Genomic DNA, 13,742 nt, shown 5'->3' with positions numbered 1-13,742 from the left:
CGGGTGTGATCAGCGGGGGCCGGCGGTCCGGGAGCGGTTTTCGCGGGTGAGGCGCTCCAGCACCGGGACGATCTCGTTGGGGCCCGGCGTGCCGAGGGCCTCCTCGTACAGGTCGGCGGCGCCGTCCTGGTACGACGGCTCGGTGATGACCTGGAGGATCTGCTTGCGCAGGTCGTCCATGGTGGTGGCGCGGTCGACGCAGAGACCGGCGCCGCGTTCGGCGACGTACCGGGCGTTGTCGAGGAAGTCGCCGAAGTGCTTGGGGATGACGATCTGCGGCACCTTGTGCGCGGCGGCGGCCGCGTAGGTGCCGCCGCCGCCGTGGTGGATGATCGCGGCGCAGGTCGGCAGCAGCTGGCCGAGCGGGATGTAGTCGACGGTGCGGACGTTGGCGGGGACGCTGCCGGCCTTCTCCAGCTGGACGGAGTTGAAGGTGGCGACGACCTCGACGTCGAGTTCGCCGAGCATCTCCAGCAGGCCGCCGATCGACACCCCGTGGTTCTCCTGGAAGAAGGTGCGGCCGCTGGCGCCGAGGGTCAGGCAGATGCGCGGGCGCTCGGGCGGGGTGCTCAGCCAGTCGGGCACGGTGGCCGGTCCGGCGTAGGGGACCCGGCGCAGATGGATGGTGCGCAGGCCGAGCGGTTCGGCCAGCCGGGGCGGCATCAGGTCGACGGTCCACTGGCCGGTCAGCAGCTCCTCGTCGAACTCGTGCCCGATCCGGTCGAGGGTCGGCTGCATGACCTGGCGGATCAGGTCCTCGTCGAGACCGGACGCCGGGTCGGCGAGCTGCTCGAGGAATCGTTTGCGCAGCCAGCCCATCCGGTCCAGGCCCCACAGCACCCGGGCGTGGGCGGCGCCCACCTCGCGGGCCGCGATCGGCGAGGCCAGCACCAGCGGGTCCCACAGCACCAGGTCGGGCTGCCAGGAGCGGGCGTGGGCGATGAGGTCGTCGGCCAGGGCCTGGCCGCCGGCGCCCACGGCCTCCTGCGAGTAGTAGAGGGTGAAGGCGGCGAGCACGAAGTTGCGGATGTGGCCGCGCTTGTCGGCCTCGGCCTCGGTGAGCCCGAGGGCCTCCGTGATCCGCTCCAGCCGCTCGTCCTCCGCGGTGGCGTGCACGGCGTCGGGGATGCTCACGTTGCGGCCGACCGGTACGGCGGTCAGCCCGGCCGAGTGGATGTGCTCGACCATGTTCGGGTGGCTCGCCACCCGCACCTCGTGCCCGGCGTTGTGCAGCGCCCAGGCGAGCGGCACGTTCGGGGTGAGGTGGGTGGGCGCGGGCATGGTCGTGATCAGGACGCGCATCGGTGGGTCTCCGTCGGTGAAAGGGGGTCAGGCAGCCCGGTAGGGACGGTTCAGCCGGGCTTCCCGCAGCGAGGTCGCCCACCAGTGCAGCTGGTCGAGCATGACCTTGGCGGCGCCGGCGCAGCCGGGCCCGTCCTTGGGCTGGCCGTCGGGACCGAACTGGTCCCATACGTCGATGAAGTTGACCGAGTCGCGCAGGGTGACGGCGTGCAACTCGGCGAAGACCAGCCGGAGCTGCTCGATCGCCCGCAGGCCGCCGGAGCGGCCGCCGTAGGAGACGAAGCCGATCGGCTTGGCCCGCCACTCGGCCACGTGCCAGTCGATGGCGCCCTTGAGCACGGCCGGGTAGGCGCGGTTGTACTCGGGGGTGATGATCACGAACGCGTCGGCGGCGGCCAGCCGCGGGGTGACGGACGCCAGCCGCAGCTGTGCCTCCGCGGTGGGCGGCCGGGTGATCAGTACCGGCAGCTCGGCGGCGGCCAGGTCGATCACGTCGACCTCGTAGCCGTCGTACTGCTCGGCCTCGTGGACGAACCAGTCGGCGACCAGCGGGCCGGACCTGCTGTCGTTGCCGCAGACGGTGAGCACCGCCAGGCGGAGCTTGTGGGGGCTCGGGACGGACATGAGCGACACCTTTCGTCTTTCGTCGAGTGGGCGGTGCGGGCGTCAGGCGCTGACCAGCGGTTCGGTGAACCGCATCGCGGCCGGCTCGAAGCGCAGCGCCCCGTGGCCGGCGGCGGCGCGCACATCGCGCCAGATCCGGTTGAGCGGCTGGGTCTCGCGCTGGCCGCGGGTGCCGGACTCGGCGAACAGCCGGTCCACCGCGACGGCCAGCAGGTCCACGGCGAGGGCGCTGTCCCGGGACGCGGCCCGCAGCTCGGCGTCGCCGTACCGGCCCTGGTCGGCGCGGTCGGCGACCTGGGTGAGCAGCAGGGTCGCCGCCTCGATCTCGCCCGCCGCCCGTGCGTAGCCGAGCCGGGCGGCATCCCGCGGCGGCAGCGCGGCACCGGCGACCGCGAGGGCACCGCGGGCCGCGCCGAGGATCGGGGCGCCGAAGGTCAGCCCGTTCACGGCGAACAGCGGGGCGGTGTGGAACGGTTCGCGGGACACCGAGGGCCTGCCCAGGAACATCTCGTCCCGTGGGAAGGAGCGGTGGGCCGGGACGAAGACCTCGTCCAGGGCCAGCGCGTGGCTGCCGGTGGCCCGCATGCCGAGCGTGAACCACGAGGTGTCGTAGTCGTACTCCGACCGGGGTACGGCGAAGAAGCGCGGGCCGTCGTCGGCGTCGGCCAGCACCAGCGCCCACTGCGAGAACTCGATCCCGCTGACATAGGGCCAGGTGCCCGAGAGCACCCAGCCGCCGTCCACCTCGCGCACCCGGCCCTGCGAGACGAACCCGACGACCACCAGGGTGTCGGCGCCCTTCGCCCACACCTCGGCCTGGCCCTCGGCGGGCAGATAGCCGGAGATACGGGCGCCCTGCGCCATCAGCGAGGCGACCCAGCCGGCGGAGGCGCAGCCCTCGGCGACGGCGGCCACGGACTCCATCAGCTCGGTGAAGCCGACGGGCGCGCCGCCCAGGTGCTCGGGCACGAAACGGCGGGCGAACCCGGCGTTCAGCAGGGCCTCCACCACGTCGTCGGCGAGCCGGCGGTCGGTGTCGGCGGCGGCCGCGTGGCGGGCGGCGACCTCGGCGGCGGTGCGGGCCGCGGAGAGCAGGCCGGTCAGATCAGGCATCGGGCTCGTACCTCCGGAGATCGGATACGGGAGTGCGGAGTACAGCGGGGCGCGGCAGCACACCGGTGAGCGCGGGGACGGACCACGGGGTGGTGCCGGACGTCACCCCGGAGCGGGCGGCACGGACGACGGCCCGCGGCGCACGTCGGGTCAGGCATCGGCCTCGTACCCCCCGGCCTCGGACACCCGGGCGCGCAGCACCCCGGGGCGCGGCAGCACACCGGTGAGCGCGGTGAGCAGGCCGAGGGCCGACAGCGCGAGGACGAAGAGCAGGGCGCTGCCGGAGGTGACCCCGGAGCGGGCGGCGAGGACGGCGACCGTGGAGACGGCGACCGCGGCGCCGGTCTGGACCGCGGTCTGGAACGCGGCGCCGGCCATCGGCCGCCGCTCGGCCGGCACCCCGGAGGCGGCCTGCATGTTCAGGGCGGCGAACGCCAGCACGAAACCGGCCCCGACGAGCAGCAGCGTGGGCAGCACGTCGACGGCGTATCCGCCGGGCAGCCGCCCGCGCGGGTAGACCAGATAGCCGAGGAACGCGAGCAGCGTGCCGGCCACGATCAGCCGGGGTCCGCCGAACCGGCGCACCATCCGCCCCGCCGACAGCGAGGTCAGCGCCAGCGGCACGCTCGCCGGAAGGAACGCGAGCGCGGTCCGCAGCGGCGACCAGTGGTGGCCGTCCTGGAGCTGGAAGGTGACGAGGAACAGCAGCCCCAGATAGGCACCGTTGAACGCGGCACCGCACAGCGCGGACCGGATCAGCGGCCCGTTCGCCACCGCGGCCATCCGCAGCAGCGGCCGGGCCGCCCGACGCTCCACGGCGAGGAACGAGCCGAGCAGCACCGCGAACACGACGAGCGCGGCTCCGCGCCACGCCGGGCCGGTCGCGACGATCGCCCCGACCAGCGCGCTCAGTGCCCCGGCGAAGGTCACCGCACCCGCCGCGTCGAAGGACCGCGGGCCCGGGGCGGGCCGCCCGGCGGGGATGAGGCGCAGTCCGAGGACGAACAGCACCAGCACGGCCGGTGCCGGGAAGACCACCGCCCAGCGCCAGCTCACCGTGGTGAGGACGCCGGACAGCACCAGGCCCGCGGTGAACCCGATGGCCCCGAAGAAGGCGTAGACCGACACGGCCCGGTCGCGCACCGGCCCCTCCTCGAAGGAGGTGCTGATGATCGCCAGCCCGGTCGGCGCGGTGAGCGCGACGCAGAAGCCCTTGACGAACCGGGTGGCCGCCAGCAGCGCCGGGTCGGTCGCGATCCCGGCGGCCAGTGAGGCGAGGGCGAACAGCAGCAGCCCGGCCAGATAGACCCGGCGCCGCCCGAGCAGCTCGACCAGCCGGGTGCCGAACAGCAGCAGCCCGCCGAAGCCGAGCGCGAACGCGCTCATCGTCCACTGCACCGCGGTGAGCCCGAGATGCAGCTCCCGCGCGATCGACGGCATGGCCACGACCAGCGTGGACACCTCCAGCGCGTCGATGAGCATGTTGCCCGCGAGCACCGCCAGCAGCCCGCGCCGGCGCACCTCCGTGGTCCCGTTCATGACCGCACCGCCCCGGCCGTGCGGAGCTCCGTGCACGCCTTGGCGTACCGCAGCAGCGCCCGGCTCTCCGCGGTGACGCCGGCCCGGATGTGCTCGGCGGCGTCGGCGAGCGTGGCGTGCGGGCCGTACGCCCCGGTGACGGCCTCGGGGTCCAGCACGACGGTGTGCCGGACCGAGGCGGTCACGCCCGCTCCCTGCTCCTCGAAGGTCCACACGTCGGTGCGCAGCGTCAGCGGCGCGGGCGGGGCGATCTGCCGGAGCGCGATCGTCCGGTGCGGCAGGCACAGCCGGTGGACCGTGGCGGCCGGTGCCGAAACGGTGATCTCGTGTGCGACCTCGCGCAGGGCGGGCTGCGGCATGGGGGACTCTCCTCGTCTGATCACGGCTCGCGCCGTCGTCCGGCTCAGCGCGCCGGGCCGAACCACCGCTCCAGCGCCATCGGCAGGTCGCTGTGGCTGCCGGGCGCGGCCCAGGCGACATAGCCGTCGGGGCGGACCAGGACGGCGGTGGTGCCCACGAGCGGGCTGTCCTCGCCGAGGTCCTGCGGCTCGGCCGTCACCACGTCGACCCGGTCGGTCCAGCCGGCCGCCCGGCCCCGCAGGACCGCGTTGTCGGTCAGGTCGAGCAGCACACCGCGGCCGGTGTGCAGCAGCTCGGTGCTGCTGGTGCGGACGTTCTCGCCGGCCAGCTCCAGGCGGGGCATCCGGCGGCCCAGCAGCGGGTGCCGGCCGCCGTCGAGGTCGTACCGGATCTCCAGGCCGCTGACCATGGCGGCGAGGTGGCGGCTGACCTCCGGGTACTGGATCAGCTCGGTCAGCACATCGCGCAGCGGCTGCACCTCGGAGCCGCTGAGGAACAGCAGCCCCTGCGCCTGGGTGTTCATCAGCAGGCGCTTGCCGACCGGGTGGCGCTCGTCGTGGTAGGTGTCCAGCAGCGACTCCGGGGCCTTGCCGCGGACCACGGCCGCCAGCTTCCAGCCGAGGTTCACGGCGTCCTGGATGCTGGTGTTCATGCCCTGGCCGCCGGCCGGCAGATGGATGTGCGCGGCGTCGCCGGCGAGGAAGACCCGGCCGCGCCGGTACTCGGTGGCCTGCCGGGTGGCGTCGCCGAAGGAGCTGACCCACACCGCCTCGCCGTGCGAGATGTCCTGTCCGGTGACCCGCTTCCAGCCGGCCACCACCTCGTCGTACCCGGGCGGGGTGGTGCGGCGCTTCGGCGGGGTGCCCCGCTCGCACAGGATCAGCCGGGTGATGCCGCCGGGCAGCGGGCCGACCATGACCATGCCGCCGGGGTACGTCGTCCCGATCATCGACGGTTCCAGGTCCAGGCCCTTGACGTCGGCGAGGAACATCTCCAGGGTCGCCGCGGTGCCGGGGAAGTCGAAGCCGGCCGCCTTGCGCACGGTGGAGCGGCCGCCGTCGCAGCCGACCAGGTAGCGGGCGCGCAGCGTCTGGGCGCCGTCCGGGCCCTTGACCTCGACCTCCACGGCGTCGGGGCCGTCGGTGAGGGAGACCAGCTCATGGCTGCGGCGCAGGTCCGCGCCGAGCTGCGTCACCCAGGACTCCAGCACCGCCTCGGTCTCCGACTGGGGCACCGACTTGGCGGCCTGGTGCGCGCCCTGGAGGACGGCGAAGTCCACCGGCAGTCCGCCGAAGTGGCCGACGTTGCTGGTGGTGATGTCCGGGAAGCGGGACAGCAGTCCGCGCTGGTCGAACACCTCCATCGTGCGGGCGGTGAAGCCCAGTCCGCGCGATTCGCCGGTGCGCTCCGGCAGCCGTTCGACCACGATCGTGTCGACTCCGGCCAGTCGCAGTTCGCCGGCGAGCATCAGGCCCGCAGGCCCGGCTCCCACGACGATGACGTCAGCGTCCATCAGTGCCTCCAAAGGATTCGTCGGAAGATCGGGGGCCGGGCGCGGCGGCCGTGCCGGCCGGGCGGGCCGCCGTGGCGGCGCCGGCGCCGGGGGCGGTCCGCCGGGCCCCGTCCACCGCGCCCTGCCGCTCCCGGTCCGCCGCCGCGAGGTCCTCGCGCAGCTGGTCGGCCGGGTAGCTCCAGCCGAGCAGCGGCCCGGTCATCGCGGTGGTCACCAGGGCCATGACCAGGAGCATCGCGTAGAGCCGCACATCGAGCAGGCCCTGCTCCAGACCCACCGAGAGGATCACCAGCTCGGTCAGTCCACGGGCGTTGACCAGCGTCGCCACCACCGCGGAGCCGCGGTGCGGGATGCCGGACAGCCGGGCCGCGGCATAGCCGCCGCCGAGCTTGCCGAACACGGCGATCGCCAGTACGGCGGCGAGGACGCCGAGCTGCGCCGGGCGCAGCCCGGTGAGGTCGACGGTCAGCCCGGTCACCGCGAAGAACACGGGCAGCATCAGGTGGACGGCCGGTTCCAGCCGCTCGGTGAGCCGCGTGAGCAGCGCCTCGGAGCGCGGCATGACCGCGCCGAACACGAACGCCCCGAAGATGTAGTGCACTTGCAGCCACTCGGTGACCCAGGCCGAGGCGAACAGTCCGATCAGCAGGTACGGCAGCGGTTCGGCGGCCTCGGTCACCCGGCGCAGCAGCGGCCGTACCAGGCCGAACATCACCAGCAGGTAGACCGGTACCAGCAGCAGCCGCCAGGCCTGGTGCCCGGAGGCGGAGTTGAGGGCCACCGCCAGACCGAGCAGGCCGTACGCCACGATGTCGATGACCGCGGCGCAGGCGAGGGCGATCCCGCCGATCAGCGTCTTCTGCATGCCGCGTTCGGTGATGATGCGGGCCAGCACCGGGAACGCGGTGGCGGACACCGACACCCCGAAGAACAGCACGAAGGGCAGATGGCCGCCGACGGCGTAGCGGGGGGCGAGCCAGAAGGCGTAGGAGCAGCCGAGGACGAGCGGCACCAGGGTGGCGCCGACCGCCACCCCCGTGACCACCCGGCCGCGGCCCCGGATGAGCCGCTGGTCCAGCTCCATCCCGACCACGAACATGAACAGGACCAGGCCGACGGCGGCCAGCGTCTTCAGCGGCGGCAGCACGGTGGCGGGAAAGAGCCCGCCGCCGCCCAGGTGGCCGAGGAGGGTCGGGCCGAGGGCGATCCCGGCCGCGATCTCCCCGAGCACGCGGGGCTGCCGCAACGCGACGGCCGCCGCACCGAAGACTCGGGCGGCGGCCAGGATGACGACAATGTCCAGGAACAGCAGATCTATCGGAGGCATGGGGGGACTCCTCGGGTCTCGGCGTCCCGGGCGGGCGTCGTCACGGGAGCGCGTGTCATCGGAAGATCCGGCCGACGTGCTCGGGGGCCCGGGTACGGCCCCATTCCTGGGCGGCGGCGACCAGCTCCGGGGTGGCCTCGAAGCACTTGATGTCGGGGTTGCCCCGGTCGAACGGCTCGGGCAGGCAGGGCGACTCGGCGATCCGGGCGAAGATGGCCGCGGCGGCGTCCGCCGGGTCCACCTCGCCGGCCTCGACGGCCTGGCAGGTCTGGCGGGCGAAGGTCAGCAGCTCGTGGATGTCCTGGCCGACCGGGTCGGGCAGACCGGGGTGCTGCCGCTGCTCCAGGTCCCGGAAGACCTGGTCGTCCTGGGTCTCCTGGAAGCGCCGGAAGGCCTGCTCCAGGGTGACCGTGGGCATCACCGTGGTGGCCTCCCAGACTCGGAGCACCGCGTTCCACAGGTCATAGTGGCGGAAGCCGACGAAGGAGCTGTAGACCACGTCGTCGTGGACGTCGAACAGGCCCTGCTGGAGCCGGTCGATGAAGGCGAACCGCTCGGTCGACCAGTCGTCGTCCTTGGTCGCCTCGATCAGCCGCCAGGCGAGCGCGTTGACGACCTCCAGGGTGTTGGTCAGGCCGCGCGAGTACAGCGCGTCGATGAACCCGGCGGCGTGCGAGGTGAGGCAGAAGCGGTCGCCGACCGTGTCGTGCGCGGAGTACTGGAGCCGGCCGGTGCTGACCCACGGACGGACCGCCTTGGCGCCGCGGAACTGCTCGGCGATCTCCGGGTAGCGGCGCAGGAAGTCGTCGAACTCCTCCTGGGCGGTGGCGTCCGTCTTGGGGAAGACCCGCTCGTCCAGGGTGAGGCCCACGCTGCACAGCGGGTTGAGCGAGTCCTCCTCGTTGTCGAACGGGATGACCCACAGCCAGCCGCCGTCGAAGACGTGGTGCAGCGTGCCCTCGTGCCACGGGCTGCGGTGCTTGTGGTCGCGGGCGGCCTCGGCGTCGTCGAACGGCGTGACCCCGACCATGTGCGTGAACATGCTGCGCGAGTGGTGCCGGGCGCGGGTCGGGACGTCCCGCAGCCCGAACTTGTCGGCGACCGGCGAGCGGAAGCCGCTGCCGTCCACCAGGTACTTGGCGCGGAACTCCGCGCCCTTGTCCGAACGCAGGGTGACGCCGGTGGCCGGGTCGATGTCGATGTCCTGGATCCGGGTGCCGCTGAGCGGCTCCACGCCGTAGGAGACCGCGACGTGGAACAGGTAGGCGTCGACGTCCTGGCGGAACAGGTGGCTCTCGGTGCGCTGCCAGGCCGGGATCACCATCTGGTTGATCTGCTCGGGGTCGTGCGGCCGGCCCTCGCGGTGGTACACGAAGCCGAAGTTGGCCTTCTTGCCGCACATCGGGGAGATCTTCTCCACGATCCCCTGGTGGCTCGCCATCGGCTCGATCTCGGGCACCGAGTAGCGCTCCGCGATGATCTTCGTGAGCACGGAGGTGTAGGGGATCGTGGACTCGCCGACCGCGAACCGGGGGTGCACCCCGGCGTCGATCAGCAGGACCTTGACGCCGTTGCGGGCGAGCACGGCCCCGAGCATGCCGCCGGCCATGCCCGAGCCGAGGATGGCCACGTCGTAAACGGTCTCATCCATGTTCAGTTCAGGCCTTCCTAGTTCAGTGATGAGGATGGGCTGTGGGTGCCGGGTTCTTCCGCAGGGCCCACCACAGGCCGAGCGTGCCGAGCAGGGTGGCGACGGCCGTGCCGAACTGCCACCACAGGGCGGTGTGGAAGGCGTGCTCGGGTCCGGAGGACAGGCCGCGGGCGACGATCACCGAGAACAGCGCGGCGCCCAGTGCTCCGCCGAGGCGGACCAGGATGTTGATCTGTGCGGTGGCGTCGGGCAGCCGGTCCCGGGGGACGATGCCGAACGCGGCGACCATCATCGGCGTGCTGGCCAGTCCGGTGCCCATGCCCAGCCCGAACAGCAGGACCTGGACGAACACCTTGCCCGGGCTGTCGGCCAGCGCGAACGCGGCGGTGACCAGGGCGGTCAGGCTCGCGCCGGCCACCGCGACCGGGCCGCCGGTGTACTTGTCGGTGAGCCGCCCGCTGAGCGGGAGGGTGAGCGCGGTGCCGAGCCCCAGCGGCAGCATCTGGAGGCCGGTCGCCACCACGCCGTCGGTGTGCAGCAGCTGGAAGTAGAGCGGGAACAGCAGCGCGCTGCCGAAGCTCATCGCGCCGTTGAACGCGAAGCCCGCGCACGCCGCGACATAGCCGGGGTTGCGGAACAGCCCCATGTCGAGCAGCGGGGACTCGCGGCGGGCCGCGTGCCGGACGAACACCGCCAGCCCGAGCACACCGATGACCAGCGGCAGCAGGACCCGGACGCCGTCCGGGCGGCCCAGCTCGCCCCAGGTGGTCAGCGAGTACACGACCAGCGGCAGACCCACGCCGACATAGCCGTAGCCGGCCCAGTCCAGCGGTGTGGTCGACGCGCCCTTCTCGCGCGGCAGATAGCGCCGGCCGAGGGCGATGGCGATGATGCCGAGCGGCACGTTGATCAGGAACAGCCAGCGCCAGGACAGGTTGTGCAGCATCAGGCCGCCGAGCGTGGGACCGAGCGCCGGGGCGAGGGTGACGGCGATACCGAGCCGGGCCATCACCCGGCCGAGCCGGCCGGGGCCGACGGCCTGGCCGAGGATCGTCTGACCGGTCGGCACCAGCAGGCCCGCGGTCAGCCCCTGGAAGACGCGGAGCACGATCAGCGACTCGATGTTCGGCGCCAGTCCGCACAGCGCCGAGATGACCGTGAAGGCGGCCAGCGCCCACAGATACAGCCGGCCCGCACCGACCCGCCGGCCGAGCCAGGCACACACCGGCAGGGACACGGCGAGCGCCAGCAGATAGCCGCTGGCGATCCACTGGGCGGTCCCGATACCGGTGTGGAACTGCTTCTGGATCGTCTCCAGCGCGATGTTGATGAGCGAGGTGTCCAGGCCTCCCGCGAACGCGCCGAGCGCGATCACCCCGGCGAGTCGCCAGATCGCCGGGGTGATCGCGTCGGTTTCTGCGGGCTTGGCCTCTACCCGGCTCACGCGTCCTTGCGCAGCGGCTCGAGCGCCTGCGCCCACTCGACGACCTCACCGAGCATGGTGGCGAGCGTCTGGGCCTGGTGCGGGCCGGGGGTGAACTCGCCCGGCTCGGCCGGGTTGCTGATCGTGAAGTCCCCGAACAGGGACAGCCCGACCTGCGAGCGCACGGTGGCCACCTTCAGCTCGGAGAGGATGAGCCGCAGGTGCTCGATCGCGCGGGCGCCGCCCTGGAGGCCGTAGCCCACGAAGCCGGCCGCCTTGTTGTTCCACTCGGCGTAGATGTAGTCGAGCGCGTTCTTGAGCACACCCGGGATCGAGCGGTTGTACTCCGGGGTGACGAACACGAAGCCGTCGTACGACGTGATGGCGTCGGCCCACTTGCGGGTGTGGTCCTTGCTGTACTGGCCGAACGCCGGCGGCTGCGGCTCGTCCAGGATCGGGAGGTCGAAGTCCGCCAGGTCGAGGACGTCGAAGACCGCGTCCGGCAGCTGCTCGGCGCCGGACTTGGCCACCCACTCCGCCACCATCTGGCCCCTGCGACCCGGGCGCGTGCTGCCCAGAATAACTGCGATCTTGGTCATGTGTTCTGCCTTCTCCAGTCTGATCCGGAAAAACTGATCGGGCCGCGCTGACCGACACTTCGGCGACCTTAGGCACTATCTTCTTCGCCGCCTCAGCCGCATTTCAATGCCCTGAATTCAAGGATCGCGACCAGTTCGTCAAGGGATCCTCAGAAATGAAAAGGGACCGTCAGGCGACCTACAGAGAAACGTCAAGTCAAGCCGGAACCCCAGGTGAATGGGGGTCAACGGCCGCTGCGGCCACTTCTCCGAATCTACGCAACAGCCTCTTCGCCGGGACCCCGGAAGTCAATGGCCCGCATGTCAAATAACCGTCAGGCAATGTCAACAAAATCCGGAAACCCCATACTGCATTGCTTTCCGGCCAGTCGCCGAACTAGCTTCCACACCCTGTGGAGAATCACGAGTGGGGGATGCGAGTGATGAACGCACCGATTTCGCCTGTACCGCCTATACCCGGGGACGGCTGTACGGCCGTCGCCGTCGACATCTGCCCGGGCGCCGAGTGCACGGGGCGCCGCGCCGCGGGCGAGTCCGGCCGGCTGCTGTCCGGCGGCCGTCGGCTGTGCCAGGTCTGTCTGCAACGGCTCTCCCGGGACCTGTCCCGGCTGCCCGCGCTGCACGAGGCCTGCGGCCGGCGACTCGACGGCGGCAACCCCGACCCGACCCGGCCCAAGACCTCCGGCGGCCCGCTGCCCAGCGCCGCCTTCAACCACCAGGCGGCCGAGGTGCGCACCGAGATCCTCGGCGTGCTCGGCTCCTGGGCGGGCGCCGTGGTCGCGGAGCGGGGCGCCCGCCCGGCACCCCGCCGGGCCGTGCTGCCGCTCGCCGTCTTCCTCGGCCGGAACCTCGACTGGCTCGCCGGGCACGCGGCCGCGGGCGAGTTCTCCTGCGAGATCGCCCGGCTGGTCCGCCGCGCCCGCCAGGTGGTGGACCCCGAGGTGCGCCAGCAGCTGCTGATCGGCGCCTGCGTGGAGCAGGACTGCCCCGGCAAGCTGACCGCCGTCGTACGGCCGCAGGCGCCCCGGATCCCGGCCGTGATCCGGTGCAGCCACAGCCCCGCCCACCGCTGGCACGGCCATGAGTGGCTCCAGCTCAGCCGCCGCCTGCGGGGGGCGGCGACCGCCGGCACCCCCCGCGCCCACGCCCCCGAGGTCGCCGCCGAGGCCCCCTCCGCGGGCGCCGTGCGCTGGATGACCGCGGCCGATGTCTCCGGCCTGTGGGGCATCCCGACGGGCAGCGTCTACCGGCACGCGAGCCAGTCCAAGTGGCGCCGCCGCAGCGGCCAGGGCCGCACCTACTACCACAGCCAGGACGTGGAACGGACGCTGAGCGGCCGCGTCTAGGACGTGGCACGGCGAATGGCCCCCCGGTAGCCACCGGGGGGCCTCCTCGTTTATATGGGCCTTATTGTGTGGTCCTTTTGCTCAGTCCTTGATCTCGCAGATCGCGGCGCCGGAGGTGATGGAGGCGCCGATCTCCGCGGACAGGCCCTTGATGGTGCCGGCCTTGTGCGCGTTGAGGGGCTGTTCCATCTTCATGGCTTCCAGGACGACGATCAGGTCGCCTTCCTTGACTTCCTGGCCTTCCTCGACGGCGACCTTGACGATGGTGCCCTGCATCGGGGAGGCGAGGGTGTCACCGGAGGCGACGGGGCCGGACTTCTTCGCGGCCCGCCGCTTGGGCTTGGCACCGGCCGCGAGACCGGTGCGGGCCAGCGACATGCCCAGCGAGGACGGCAGGGAGACCTCCAGGCGCTTGCCGCCGACCTCGACCACGACCGTCTCCCGGCCGGTCTCCTCCTCGGCCTCGGCATCGGCCGGGGCGGCGAAGGGCTTGATCTCGTTGACGAACTCGGTCTCGATCCACCGCGTGTGCACGGTGAACGGGTCGGCCGAGCCGGTCAGCTCGGGGGCGAAGGCGGGGTCCTTGACGACCGCGCGGTGGAAGGGGATGGCGGTGGCCATGCCCTCGACCTTGAACTCCTCCAGGGCGCGGGCGGCGCGCTGGAGGGCTTCCTTGCGGGTGCGGCCGGTGACGATCAGCTTGGCCAGCAGGGAGTCCCAGGCCGGGCCGATCACGCTGCCGGCCTCCACGCCCGCGTCCAGCCGGACACCGGGCCCGGAAGGTGCGTCGAAGACGGTGACGGTGCCGGGGGCGGGCAGGAAGTTACGGCCCGGGTCCTCGCCGTTGATGCGGAACTCGAAGGAATGGCCGCGCAGTTCGGGGTCGCCGTAGCCGAGTTCCTCACCGTCGGCGATCCGGAACATCTCCCGCACCAGGTCGATCCC

12 protein-coding genes are annotated in these 13,742 nt (G+C 72.4%); 1 reads left to right on the top strand and 11 read right to left on the bottom strand.

Annotated elements, in window-relative coordinates:
* Window positions 1–9: 9 nt before the first annotated feature.
* The 10 genes from ACFVIU_RS36645 to ACFVIU_RS36600 all read right to left on the bottom strand — a co-directional run bounded on the left by ACFVIU_RS36645 (window position 10) and on the right by ACFVIU_RS36600 (window position 11,451).
* A complete protein-coding gene (locus ACFVIU_RS36645) occupies window positions 10–1,302 on the bottom strand; it encodes an activator-dependent family glycosyltransferase (protein WP_385847945.1) in 1,293 nt (430 codons plus the stop codon).
* Between the two features lie 27 nt (window positions 1,303–1,329).
* Window positions 1,330–1,926, bottom strand: a complete 597-nt coding sequence (locus ACFVIU_RS36640) for an NADPH-dependent FMN reductase (RefSeq protein ID WP_385847944.1) — start codon at window positions 1,924–1,926, stop codon at window positions 1,330–1,332.
* Between the two features lie 42 nt (window positions 1,927–1,968).
* Window positions 1,969–3,039 (bottom strand): acyl-CoA dehydrogenase family protein, encoded by a 1,071-nt coding sequence (locus ACFVIU_RS36635; protein ID WP_385847943.1) that lies wholly within the window; start codon window positions 3,037–3,039, stop codon window positions 1,969–1,971.
* A 150-nt stretch (window positions 3,040–3,189) separates the two neighbouring features.
* Entirely contained in the window at window positions 3,190–4,578 is a 1,389-nt protein-coding gene (locus ACFVIU_RS36630) for an MFS transporter (protein ID WP_385847942.1), read from the bottom strand.
* A complete protein-coding gene (locus tag ACFVIU_RS36625) occupies window positions 4,575–4,937 on the bottom strand; it encodes a hypothetical protein (RefSeq protein ID WP_385847941.1) in 363 nt (120 codons plus the stop codon). The genes ACFVIU_RS36630 and ACFVIU_RS36625 overlap by 4 nt, the downstream gene beginning before the upstream one ends.
* 44 nt (window positions 4,938–4,981) lie before the next feature.
* Entirely contained in the window at window positions 4,982–6,451 is a 1,470-nt protein-coding gene (locus ACFVIU_RS36620; RefSeq protein ID WP_385847940.1) for an FAD-dependent monooxygenase, read from the bottom strand.
* Window positions 6,441–7,778, bottom strand: coding sequence for a cation:proton antiporter (locus ACFVIU_RS36615; RefSeq protein ID WP_385847939.1), 1,338 nt, complete (start codon window positions 7,776–7,778; stop codon window positions 6,441–6,443). The genes ACFVIU_RS36620 and ACFVIU_RS36615 overlap by 11 nt, the downstream gene beginning before the upstream one ends.
* A 55-nt stretch (window positions 7,779–7,833) precedes the next feature.
* The gene (locus ACFVIU_RS36610) at window positions 7,834–9,429 is read right to left on the bottom strand and encodes an NAD(P)/FAD-dependent oxidoreductase (RefSeq protein WP_385847938.1); all 1,596 of its coding nucleotides are present in this window, start codon (window positions 9,427–9,429) and stop codon (window positions 7,834–7,836) included.
* 22 nt (window positions 9,430–9,451) lie between these two features.
* Window positions 9,452–10,873 carry a DHA2 family efflux MFS transporter permease subunit gene (locus ACFVIU_RS36605; RefSeq protein WP_385847937.1) on the bottom strand — a complete coding sequence of 474 codons (1,422 nt, stop codon included), beginning with the start codon at window positions 10,871–10,873 and terminating at the stop codon, window positions 9,452–9,454.
* Window positions 10,870–11,451: an NADPH-dependent FMN reductase gene (locus ACFVIU_RS36600; RefSeq protein ID WP_385847936.1), complete on the bottom strand. Its 582-nt coding sequence runs from the start codon at window positions 11,449–11,451 to the stop codon at window positions 10,870–10,872. The genes ACFVIU_RS36605 and ACFVIU_RS36600 overlap by 4 nt, the downstream gene beginning before the upstream one ends.
* A gap of 422 nt (window positions 11,452–11,873) precedes the next feature.
* Here ACFVIU_RS36600 and ACFVIU_RS36595 point away from each other — a divergent pair, with 422 nt between their 5' ends.
* Window positions 11,874–12,797 (top strand): hypothetical protein, encoded by a 924-nt coding sequence (locus ACFVIU_RS36595; protein WP_385847935.1) that lies wholly within the window; start codon window positions 11,874–11,876, stop codon window positions 12,795–12,797.
* Between the two features lie 81 nt (window positions 12,798–12,878).
* Here the strand turns inward: ACFVIU_RS36595 and ACFVIU_RS36590 are convergent.
* The coding region (locus tag ACFVIU_RS36590) for a biotin/lipoyl-containing protein (RefSeq protein WP_385847934.1) at window positions 12,879–13,742 on the bottom strand (864 nt) is incomplete at its 5' end.

This window comes from Streptomyces sp. NPDC127190 (assembly GCF_042672505.1).
Classification (GTDB): Bacteria; Actinomycetota; Actinomycetes; order Streptomycetales; family Streptomycetaceae; genus Streptomyces.
The sequence above is the reverse complement of the archived record's forward strand: the minus strand, read 5'-3'. Positions and strand labels throughout refer to the sequence as shown.

Excerpts from the sequence above, each read along its gene's own strand:
- ACFVIU_RS36645 (WP_385847945.1), bottom strand. The coding sequence starts at position 1,302 with ATGCGCGTCCTGATCACGACCATGCCCGCGCCCACCCACCTCACCCCG.
- ACFVIU_RS36640 (WP_385847944.1), bottom strand. The coding sequence starts at position 1,926 with ATGTCCGTCCCGAGCCCCCACAAGCTCCGCCTGGCGGTGCTCACCGTC.
- ACFVIU_RS36635 (WP_385847943.1), bottom strand. The coding sequence starts at position 3,039 with ATGCCTGATCTGACCGGCCTGCTCTCCGCGGCCCGCACCGCCGCCGAG.
- ACFVIU_RS36630 (WP_385847942.1), bottom strand. The coding sequence starts at position 4,578 with ATGAACGGGACCACGGAGGTGCGCCGGCGCGGGCTGCTGGCGGTGCTC.
- ACFVIU_RS36625 (WP_385847941.1), bottom strand. The coding sequence starts at position 4,937 with ATGCCGCAGCCCGCCCTGCGCGAGGTCGCACACGAGATCACCGTTTCG.
- ACFVIU_RS36620 (WP_385847940.1), bottom strand. The coding sequence starts at position 6,451 with ATGGACGCTGACGTCATCGTCGTGGGAGCCGGGCCTGCGGGCCTGATG.
- ACFVIU_RS36615 (WP_385847939.1), bottom strand. The coding sequence starts at position 7,778 with ATGCCTCCGATAGATCTGCTGTTCCTGGACATTGTCGTCATCCTGGCC.
- ACFVIU_RS36610 (WP_385847938.1), bottom strand. The coding sequence starts at position 9,429 with ATGGATGAGACCGTTTACGACGTGGCCATCCTCGGCTCGGGCATGGCC.
- ACFVIU_RS36600 (WP_385847936.1), bottom strand. The coding sequence starts at position 11,451 with ATGACCAAGATCGCAGTTATTCTGGGCAGCACGCGCCCGGGTCGCAGG.
- ACFVIU_RS36595 (WP_385847935.1), top strand. The coding sequence starts at position 11,874 with ATGAACGCACCGATTTCGCCTGTACCGCCTATACCCGGGGACGGCTGT.